The sequence below is a fragment of the Chitinophaga sp. genome, assembly GCF_036566945.1.
GTDB lineage: Bacteria > Bacteroidota > Bacteroidia > Chitinophagales > Chitinophagaceae > Chitinophaga.
This window is the reverse complement of record NZ_DATCVJ010000253.1, coordinates 1-11,442: the sequence shown is the minus strand read 5'-3', so window position 1 is coordinate 11,442 and position 11,442 is coordinate 1. Positions and strand designations below refer to the sequence as shown.

The window sequence follows — 11,442 nt, the reverse complement described above, 5'->3', positions numbered from 1 at the left end:
TTTAGATGTGTGGTGCTCGCCTAAGCTTCCTTTGAAGAGGAAAGTACATTTCAGTAGCACGCATATCCGGTATACAATAATTGACAAGAAAATAGATGATGGGATCAGTATCAGCAACAGCGCGATACCATTGTCTACTCCCAGCTGTAGTAATACTGCCCGCAAGCCTGCGAAAATGCTTACATGCAGCAGGTAAACGTATAATGAGTAATGGCCTATCACAGGTAAGAATTCCATCTTCCTGATGGCGGCGAGCCAGGAAGCCAGTAGTATCACGAACAGGCACCCGATTAATGCAATGATCATAAAAAGGTATCCATTCATATGCTGATGATACAGGTAATACCACTGCAGCAAACCAAAAACCGGCGCTAGCAGCAATAGATTTTTGGGTTTGGCAAATGCTTGTTGTGTTTGCTCCCGTAAAAAATAACCTGCTGCGATATCTCCGATGGCAAAAAATATATAATGAAGTGCGATATCGTAAAGCGTGCTAAAATTCTGAATATAAGGCGCAAGCCCCAGGAATACTAAGCCTGTCAGCAACTGCCATATTTTTTTATTACCCGTTATTACTGAAATGAGCGTATAAAGCATGGTTACATTAAATAGTGCAAAGAGATACCAGAGTTGATCCAGTGTTCTTGGTTGCAGAAAAATATTCAGAAAATCTTCCGCTGACCGGTCCGAATTAGCGAACCTGGAAAACACAATTTGCAAACTGATTTGTATGATGGCCCATAACAGGTAGGGATATAATAAAGTATTGATTTTTAAGAACACAAAACTCTTAACACCCCTTTTCGCAATGCTTTTACTGAAAAATACACCAGAGAGCAAAAAGAAAAGGGGCATACGGAAACTATATAACATATCATTTGTTGCCAGTACACCGTGTGGTAATGAAATGCCCCATGTATCAAGGCCATAGGCGATATGTCTGTATACTACCAGGATAATCGCTATACCTTTCGCATAGTCTATCCATGCATAACGTGCATCATTTTTTTCGGGGCGCAAACTAAAGGCGTTGAATTTTTTCTGCACATTCATAGTAGTAAGATCATAATTCAATGAAATCTTCTCTAACATCATTTAACACCGCTCCCAGGAACTTGTCGCCTAATGACTCCAGGAATTCAGAAGATTCCCTGTCAATCTGTTTCATTTTTAAACGGGAAGAGAAAATAGCGATAACGCCTTCTGCATAAGCAGATAACTCGCGGCTATCGGTGAAATCATTCAGTGGAGCTCCTTCCATCAAAATGTAATCGTAATATTTTTTCAACTCCCCGAGGTAATTAAGCAGGTGATTAGGAGGTAATATTTCTGAAGGCGTATAATCTCCGCCCTTACATCCAATTATTTCTATACCAGGAGTCGGGTAGGAGGTGACTATTTCTCTCACTTTTTCAATACTGAATTCTTCCGGTGGTACAGAGAAAAATTCCAATGTAGGCTTGGCATCCATTTGTACGCTGACGTCATTGTTACAGAAGTTGGTATCAATGACCAGCACCTTTTTGTTGCTCAAACTAAGGCTGTGCGCAACTGCCTGCAGCAGGGTGGTTTTACCTTGCTGTGGTTCGGTACTGGTGAAAAGGAAGATTTTCTTTCCACTGTTTTCCAGTTCAAACCGCAGCTTACGCAATAATTCCCGGAACACATTCTGTCTTTTAAGCCACTGGGCTTCGTCTGATTTTTTCTGTAATATTTCCAGCAGGTTATATTTCTGCAGATTGGTATGATTGATGGTACCAATGAGTTTAAGGTTGGAGGTGCGATTGAAGATAGAAGGGGATTTAACGGAGTTATCTGTGAACTCTTTGAATAATATCCCGATGCAGCAAAGCATACATACCGCGAAACCTGACATGCCCATAATCACCAGACGCTTGGATGATTCAGGCGTGAATGCCGGCTGACCTTTCAATGTTTGACGGAAATTATCCTGGGGAACATTCCGGTTATCCAGTGCGGAACCCAGTTTTTCTTTTAATTTATTGTATTCATCCTGGGCCAGTAAAACTTCCTGCTGCAGGGTGCCTACGGTCGCTTCCTTGTTGGCATATGATCCAACAGAAGCACGGAGATTACGGATTTTGGTATCCAGGGTATTGATATTAAGTTTTGATGCACTCACCTCTGCTTCCAATGAACCTTTGCGTTGAATAAGTTCTTCTTTGGTAGTTACTTTACCATTAGGAGTAGAAGCATCCATCATCGCTTTCTGCAATTTGCTGCGCTGTACTTTTATCTTATCTGCCAGGCCGTTGTCGGTAGAGCCGGTACGAACGTATTCATCATTCAGGTCGTTGATTTGTTTTCTTAAAGTAAGGATGTCAGCATTGGAGTTTGAATAGGTTGGTTTCCCACTATTCATCTGCGCCAGCTGTGTGTTTACATTTTCCAGGGAAGCCAGTAAGTTGTTGTAATTAGCTCTTTCGTCTGATACAGATTTTTCAAACTGTTTGATCAGGTCCCATTCATTGCCACTGGCTGTTTCTACGTTCAGTACACCTTGAGCTGTTTTATATCCCCTCAGGGCCTCTATTTTCTGATCAAGCTCCAGTTTCTTCTGATTTACCAGTGCCTCGAAGGTTTCCACGTTTTCTACTGAGCGCTCAGAACGGGAGCTCCGGTAGAAACGTAAAAATTCTTTATAGAGCATATTTACGGTATAGGCAGATAAATCAGGATTTTCGGAGTAGCAGTTGATATTAATGTAGTCGGTTCTTGACAAGCGACTGGTAAACACCATTTTGCGGATGCCTTCATAGTCGTATTTATACAGTTTCATAAACTCCAGCACTTTCCTTTCTTCAGGTATGGAAGAAGAAAGTATTTGCAGCGAATCACTCTTCTGGCGGCAAACACGAAGGATCTCCTCTTTGTTGGCGCTTTTATATTCTGGTTTATTAAGGTCTTTTTCGCTAAGATGTCTGAATGGCTTATTGGTGGAAAGATCATGTATCATCAGGTCACAGGCGAGCAGGCCTATCACGAGAGGGGAGTTCATCGTTTCAATAACGTTATCGAACTTTACATCTGCTTCAAACAAATTTAAATTCTCCTCGCGCAATTTGATTTGCTCATTCATGGTAAAGCCTGTGGCCATCTGCGCTGTAGAGGCATACAGTTTGGGCTTGCCGATGGTAAAGGCAAATGCTCCAGCTATTGCAGCAATGGTGCTGAAAAGGATCCACCATTTCTTTTTTAATAATGCCTTTATAAAATACACGATATCCATATAGAAATTTTCCTTTAACTACATTTTAATATGATATACAGGGTGGAAATACGCGTATTGCATAGATGCCATGTTCCCGGTATGGTAACTGGAATATCAGAGGAGATGGAAAAAAAATAAGATGGTTTCAGGCAATCGCCGGAAAGCTTCTTATGGTTTTGTCGGAGGATGAGGTTACAGAAGAGATTACCTGGAGCATAAGTTGGCCCTGGTGTATCCGGTTATAATTCAAAGGTAAAAGATTATATTAAAAGACACTTTATTTTTAAGCGAAACATAAAAAATACTTGGTAATCGCGCTGGTTTAAGGGGTAACGTAATGATTTACAAAAAAAAGAACCGGCCAGGAATGCTCCGGGCCGGTCTTTTTTTACCATCTGTTATACTACCTATGATTATTTTTTCATGAGTTTAATACTCTTGGTTTCACCTGTAGAAGAAGTGATTTTCAAGATATACATACCCGTCATATTAACAAATCGCTGGGTATCGATTCTGAGGAGGTTTTTACCTTCCGGTATATTCTTCTTCATTTCGTTATAGAGCATTTTTCCATTCATATCGCTGATCTCTATCAGCATAGTGGCTGCTGGTTTCTGCAGTGTCACATCGATGGCCAGATTGTCTACAAAAGGATTAGGATATACGGTAGCCTGTAAGCTGCCCTTCGTCGCCATATTGTTGTTGGATAACGCAGTGATAGGATTGCTACTCATCAACAGGTTATTATTAGCGAGATTTCCCGGGTTATTAGGCGTAACACCTATTTCCATGGCGTTCAGATAACCTACCTGTCCACCGGCTGGGATACTTAAGGTAAATGCGATTTCACCGTTTGCATCTGCCGTGAGATTGATAAAGTCGGCGGTATTGGCGGTATTATTCTGAACGTTCAGTGTTTTGCTTACACCATTCACCGTGAATTGTGTGCTGCCGTTATCTGGTTGTGGTGCCCACCATTTGCTGCTGGACATGAACTTGATAACATAAGTGGTATTGGCACTTAATCCGGTTAAATGTCCGTGCATAGCAGAAGCACCCGTGAAGAAGCCTGACAATGAACCAAAGTAGAGGTATTGACTGAGTACTACGTCTGGATATACGCCGCTGTTGTTGCCGGTAGTAGCACCTTCAACGCCTGCAGCCCACCAGGTTTCATCAAAAGTCAATCCGACACCCGTAGCCAGTCCCTGATCATTTTTGAGATTGGTAGTCGTACGGCTGGAAATGTTGTTCCATGGAGCCGGTGCACTTGCATTGAGCATGAAGTTCAATAACAGTTTGTAACTGCTACCGGAACCTGCCGGAGCATTCACGGTTATGTTGAACGTAGTAGTATCAGCGGTGCCATAAGAATCTTTGGCAATTACGCTTACATTATTATATACGCCTGCGTTGTTGATAGCCGGGGCCACAGCAAGCGATACGCTGCCGCCAGATTGTACCAGTGTTACAAAGGATGGAAGATTCAGGGTACTGTAAGTGATCGGATCTCCGTCGACATCTGTTGCTGTCACAGGGATATTCAGACTTGTACCTGCATCCAGGCTTTGATTGCTGATATCAGTGATGGAAGGTGCGTGATTATTGGTAGGTTGCGTGCTACTTCCTGCATTTACTTCTATGGCATTCAGGTAGCCTACCTGTCCACCGGCAGGAATACTCATTGTAAATACGATCTCACCACTCGCACTAGGTGTGAGGTTTGCGAACGACACTACATTGGTGGTGTTGTTTTGTACATACAGTGTCTGGCTCACTCCATTGATGGTAAACTTAGTGCTGCCATTGTCCGGCTGCGGTGCCCACCATTTACTGCTGGAGAAGAATTTCACGGTGAATGTTTTACCTGGTTCCAGACCTGTCAGGTGACCGGTCATGGTAGGAGCTCCGGTGAAGAAGCCAGCCAGTGAACCAAAGTACAGGTAGTCATTCATGACTGCATCAGGGTACACACCGCTGTTATTGCCGGTAGTAGTGCCTTCGCCGTTGGTAGCCCACCAGGTTTCATCAAACTTCAATCCTGCGGAAGTAGTTTGTCCCTTATCATTTTTCAGGGCGGTGGTAAGACTGCCGGTGATATTATTCCATGGCGCTGGTGCTGTACTGTTTTGTTTAATGCTTAGGAACAATTTGTAACCTGAGGTATCACCACCTGCAGGTGCAGTGATAGTAAGACTAAATTTAGAAGTATCACTGTTACCATGTGTATCAGTACCAATAACACCGATGTTATTAAACTGACCGGTATTGCTGGTAGCAGGGGATGCAAATAGGTAGACGTTACCAGGAGATTGCACCAGGGTAACAAATGAAGGCAGGTTGAAGCCTGTATAAGTGATGGCATCATTTTCCGGATCTGTACCGGTAACTGCAACGCGCAGGGTATCGCCGGCCACCATTGTTTTATTGGCAATCGGTGCGATATCCGGTGGCAAGTTCACCACAATGCTGTCACCTGCTCCGCCTGCGTTCAGTTCCATGGCATTCAGATAACCTACCTGGCCGCCTGCTGGTACACTGAGGGTGAATTTGATTTCACCATTGGCATCAGCTGTCAGGTTTTCAAAAACAGCCGTGTTAGTGCTGTTGTTTTGAACATTTAATGACTTGGTGACACCATTAATAGTATACTGGGTGCTGCCATTGTCTGGCTGTGGCGCCCACCATTTACTGCTGGAGAAGAATTTAATGGAATATGTCCTGTTTGTTTCCAGTCCGGTGATATGTCCGTGCATAGCAGGTGCTCCGGTAAAGAAGCCTGGCAATGAACCAAAGTAGAGATATTCACTCATGACTGCATCGGGATATATGCCGCTGTTATTGCCAGTGTTTGCACCTTCTGTGCCGGAAGCCCACCAGGTTTCATCAAAGGTCAATCCTGCAGTGGTTACCTGGCCGTTATCGTCTTTCAATCCGGTAGTAGTGGTACTGGAAATATTGTTCCATGGAGCCGGTGCATTGTTATTCAGCTTGAAGTTCAGGAACAGCTTGTAGTTAGGAGTTGGTTTATCCACTACCGTTAATACAAAGCTACGGGTATCTATTCCGCCCTGGTTATCCTTTGCCTGTACCTTAACGGTGTAGGTGCCGGAAGCTGCAAATCCTGGTTGAACCGTGATGCGGCAGGTATCGTTCTGGCTCAGGAGCGTTGCAAAAGATGGCAGCTGTATCGCTGTCCAGGTAAAGGTATTACCCGGGTTCAGGTCCTTCAGACTCAGTTTAATAGTTCTGGTAGCGCCTTCATCCACACTTTGCGCCGGGATAGAATCTATTACCGGTGGATAGTTATCGTTAACCAGGAGGTTAAAGAGGGTGGTATCACTACCGCCATTATTATCTGAAGCGATTACACCCACACCATTATACGTACCCTGTTGTGCAGCTGTTGGTGCAATATTCAGGGTCGTAATTCCTGCGTTAAGCTGCAGGGAAAGGAATGCCGGTGCATTATACAGGCTGAAAATAATAGGATCGTTATCAGGATCTGTGGCGGCCAACGGTATGTTTTGGATAGTGCCGTAACGGATGGTCTGACTGGTAATATCAGTGATTACCGGACGATTGTTCAGCGATTTAGCTTTTACGGCTGCGGTAAAGTTAGAGTATCCACCTTCTCCGGAAGCTCTTACTTTATAGTAGGCGACTGTATTAGCCACCAATGAAGAGTCAGAGAAAGTTCCCTGTCCGGATACAACAGCACCTAATGTTTTCAGCACGCTGAAATGAGTACTGTCATTCAATGAACGTTGTACTTCGTAAGCAGTTTCGATAGTTGAATTATCTGTCCAGGTTAATTTCACGATCTGGGTAGAAATAGCCTGGGTAGCGAGATTGGTCGGTACTGCAGGTGGCAGTGGTTTGGCTGCTGTTGTAGCATTGGCTACAGACGTATAAGCAGATTCACCATAGAGGCCTATTGCCCTGACCTTGTAGTAGTACGCCGTCGAGGCATTTAATGCCGTATCCGTGTAACTAACGGCATTGGCTGCCGCCGTCGCTACAATGGTATACGTTCCTCCACTGGAAGTACTTCTGTAAATTTCAAACCCTGTCTCATTATTGCTCTTGTCTGTCCACGTCAGGTTTAACTTACTGTAATTATTTACCGCTACTGCCAGCCCCGTTGGTGCAGTTGGTGCGGTACCATTCACTATTGATGTGTCTACAAAGGCATCGTACGGTATTAATTGTCTGCTAGGTATTCCTGCCGCCGTGCTGGTCCAGTATACTTCCATGGTGGCGCCGCCGCCCGCCTGGAAGTAAGTAATGGTAATCGGATATATACCTGCATTCGCAATCACTGTACCGGAGGCAAATTGTGCAGCATGTGCGCCGTCATTATTCACCGTAGCAATAGCACTATTGGAGTAGGATTTATTGAAATACAGTTTGCTGCCATCGTCCGAATTTGTTTCGAACTTATACGTACCCGTTACTGGTATACGGATGTAGCCAGTCCACATCACTGCATAGTTGGTGGTAGTAGCTGCAGGTACGATTGACCGGTCCGGAACGTATGCTTTTCCTGTTTGTACCGGTGTAAGCGAAGTAAAGTTCGGAAGGTTTGACCATGTACCATTGTAGAGATTATAAGAAAGGTTGGCTTTCCTGGTCCTTATCGTCACCTGGTTACTTTGTGTAGAGAATTTTCCCGACACATCTTTTGCCTTCACATAAAAATTATACAGGGTACCATCTGCGAGTCCTGTTACGGTAGCGGTTAGCACATTGCCAACGGATGTTTTCAGTACATTGTTAGCATAGATATCATAACCTGCAATCCCTGCATCATCAGTAGCGGCCGTCCAGGTTAAAATAACCTGATTGTTTGTAAAGCTGGTTATGACCAATGAAGGAGGGGCAGAAGGAGCGGAGCTGTCTAATGCTGTGGTGCCTTTCACTTCCGCAGATAGCGGTCCTGCAGCATTATCATTTACCGGGCGTACCCTGTAGAAATAGTTGGTATTTGGAATGAGATTAATATCCGTAAAAGTAACAACGTTGGCGCTGTTTTTTCCTACGAGTATATATGGTCCACCAGCCTGTGTGGCCCGGTAGATTTCAAAGTATTTTTCATTATAGGCAGGGGTGGCATTTTCTACCCATGACAGTGCGATCTGCGTTTTGGTGAAACTGTTTACCACCAGGCCACTAATTGGATCTGGTCCGTTGATACCGGTACTGCCAACCACTCTGAAGGTGTCTGAATAGGAACCTATACAATTGTTGGGCGCTTTTACGCGTACTACATAAGCACCGACAGTAGACGTGGTCAAGGTATTGGTGGTACCGATTACAGTAGTGCTACCCGCACGGAGCCATTCATATGAATCCATGCCTGCAGGTACCTGTAATGTAATATTCGTGGAGCCATCCGGAGCTGGCAGCACATTGCTGGCAATGGTCGGAACCGTAGTAATAACCGGTGCCGGCGATGCTGGTTTGTAACTGATCACCAGTGGGGCAGGAGACCAGCTGGTCCAGCCATTTGGTAATTGTGCTCTTACTCTGTAACTGCCTGGTGTAGTCACTACAATAGAATTTGCAGTACTGGTGCTGATAGTAGCACCATCTTTCTGCCATTCGTATTGCAGGTATCCGGGAGATATACCAATGGTAATGGTCTGGCCCGGACAGAAGGTAGCGGAGCCAAACAAGGGGTATGGATTGAGCCTGTTAGCACTGAGCATGAACGGCGCGAAATCCGGTTCATTCCAGGCGTCTACCCAGGTATTATGCTCATCGTTGGGATACGTAGTTAACTTAAAATTACCACCGGCGGCCTGTATCTGCGCCACTACCTGGTTGGTGGTATATGGTGCCGGATTGCCATCCAGACCACCCTGGAACAACCACATGGGTATGAACTTGTAGGAGTCAATGTGATTGGCGTAATCTATTGCCATCGCACTCATTGGCAGGGAAGCTGCTGTTAACTGCGGATAACGCATCGTAAACTCCCAGGTAGCCCAACCACCGCCGGATAAACCGTTTACGCACAAGCGATCCGGATCTCCTTTGGCACTGGTAACGATAGAGTCTATTACTTCTTTCAGATTATCATAATCATTAGCGCCCCAGAAGCCACCCTGGCTTTGGGGATATATGAGGTATCCATCAAATGTTCCATTATCAACGCGACTCGCCCAGGTTTGTCCTCCCCAGAGCAAGTGGTATTCATTATCATAAATAGTTCCTTTTTCACCTACGCCATGGAAGAATAAGTACATGGGATATTTCTTTCCGTCATTAACTCCCGGAACATATGTTTTAGGGAATTTAATACGAAATGCCATGTTCTTATAAATGTAGCATTTGTAGGAGTCCGTGTTATAACTCATCCTCACTGTTCTCACCCATTTAGTGATCTTATCATACTGGGGAGCAGCAGGTGGAAGATTGGGATTGTAAGTGATAACAGGATCACTGGGATTTAATGCTGACTGCGCCTGGACGTGGGGTGCACTTAGCCAGAAAAGCATCAGGAGAATTAAGCGGTGTAAAGTTCGATTCATGGAAATATGTATGTTATGTGATCCCCGGTTATTTTTGATAACCATAGGAAAATGAGATATAACAAGCACGCTTCCGGATACCCGGAAAGACTTGTAGTTCAGAGGAGATGGTAAAAATTAATTCCTACTTTGGAGTTTAATCCAATAGTGGTGTGGGGCTTTGTCGAAGGATAAGGTATTGGAATATTACTGGTGTTCAAAAACGATTCACTGTGAATGGTGTATCCTAAATTCGGCTCATTGACAATTTATGATTTGGTGACTTTAAGTTAGAACAGCTGCTAAATTAAATAACTGTTTATATATATTAAGATTTTTTTTGCAAACGGTCGTTTTTGGTTGGTAAACGCAATTGTTTAGCTGGTGAAATGCGACGCCCCTTTCATTATTGTACAGCCACACTACGTTGAGCACGTTCCCATACGGCTGACTGTCGTTTCCGGAGGAAACGGATGCATCCTATAAATACGGTTACATTCATAAAAACAAAGTAAAAAGGGATATAGAGATACTTCGCTTTTATTTGTCGAACCGTAAGGACATAACCAGCCAATGCAGCCGTATAAAAACATAGTTGCGCGATGCCGGTTATTATATAGATGTCATTGGGCACTGTCACGATAAGAATAAGATTGCTGACCAGGGCCATCAACAGGCCAAGAGGCGCCAGTGTCCATCGGAGTACCCGGTGTGAAATATATTGCCAGGTTATTTTTGGATACCTGAATGGATTTAGTAATGGAAGTAAACGGCCCATTGATTGAAAGCCTCCGGCACAGATCCTTACTTTTCTTTTATATTCATCGCCCAGTGAGGCGGAAGAAGTTTCCATTGCGTACGCTGCCGGCTCGTACATCACCGTATATCCTTTCATGTTGATGCGGAAGGAAAGCATGAAGTCATCTAGGATCGTGTCTTCCGGCAGCTGCTCAAATAACGCGGTGCGGATCGCTATCAATTCGCCGGCAGCGCCCATCACACTATAGAGTTCTGCATCCCACTTCTTCAACAGGGACTCATATTTCCAGTACATACCTTCTCCCTGCGCTTCGGCCGCGCCAGTGGTGGGCATTACCTTCTTTTCTCCGGCTACCACGCCTACCTGGTCATCTTCAAAGCGTTTCATCAACAGGGCTACAGCAGTCGGATTTAATAAGGTATTAGCATCAGATAATACCACGAAAGGTGTTTTTACCAATGCCATCGCACGGTTGACTGCAGCCATTTTACCTTTGCGTTGCGGGTCGTATAACAGCTGTACTGCCGGGTACTGAGAAATGATCTCATTGGTGCGGTCAGCAGAACCGTCAGTAACAAAAATGAATTGTATTTTCTCTTTCGGATAAGATTGAGAAAGAGAGTTGACTATCTTTTCAGCAATAAAATCTTCTTCATTATAGGCCGCTACGAGGAAAGTAACTTCGGGTTCAAATGTAGGGTCTTTAGGAGCGCTATTGCCCTGCCATAAACGTTTTATGCGGATGACGATGTAGAGAAGAATACCATATCCTACATAACTATAGCATACGAGTATAATACTTGTCCAAAATATCACAGACCAGATTGACATAGCAGGAAAGAATTTTATGGGGATCTTAGTTTCGCCACAAAAGTATTATAATTTACTTCACACGCAACCTGATTTTTATATTATAATTTTGAATTAGATCGTTT

General features: G+C 44.2%; 4 protein-coding genes. All 4 read right to left on the bottom strand.

The window, feature by feature from the left end; all coding sequences use genetic code 11:
- A partial coding sequence (locus tag VIP81_RS07445) for an acyltransferase (RefSeq protein WP_331957978.1) occupies positions 1-1,092 on the bottom strand: 1,092 nt, incomplete at its 3' end.
- Positions 1,064-3,250, bottom strand: a complete 2,187-nt coding sequence (locus VIP81_RS07440; protein ID WP_331957976.1) for a hypothetical protein — start codon at positions 3,248-3,250, stop codon at positions 1,064-1,066. The genes VIP81_RS07445 and VIP81_RS07440, both read right to left, overlap by 29 nt.
- Before the next feature lie 395 nt (positions 3,251-3,645).
- Complete coding sequence (locus tag VIP81_RS07435) at positions 3,646-9,768, bottom strand: fibronectin type III domain-containing protein (RefSeq protein WP_331957974.1); 6,123 nt, start codon at positions 9,766-9,768, stop codon at positions 3,646-3,648.
- A 385-nt stretch (positions 9,769-10,153) separates the two neighbouring features.
- Positions 10,154-11,338 carry a glycosyltransferase family 2 protein gene (locus tag VIP81_RS07430; protein ID WP_331957972.1) on the bottom strand — a complete coding sequence of 395 codons (1,185 nt, stop codon included), beginning with the start codon at positions 11,336-11,338 and terminating at the stop codon, positions 10,154-10,156.
- Positions 11,339-11,442 lie beyond the last annotated feature (104 nt).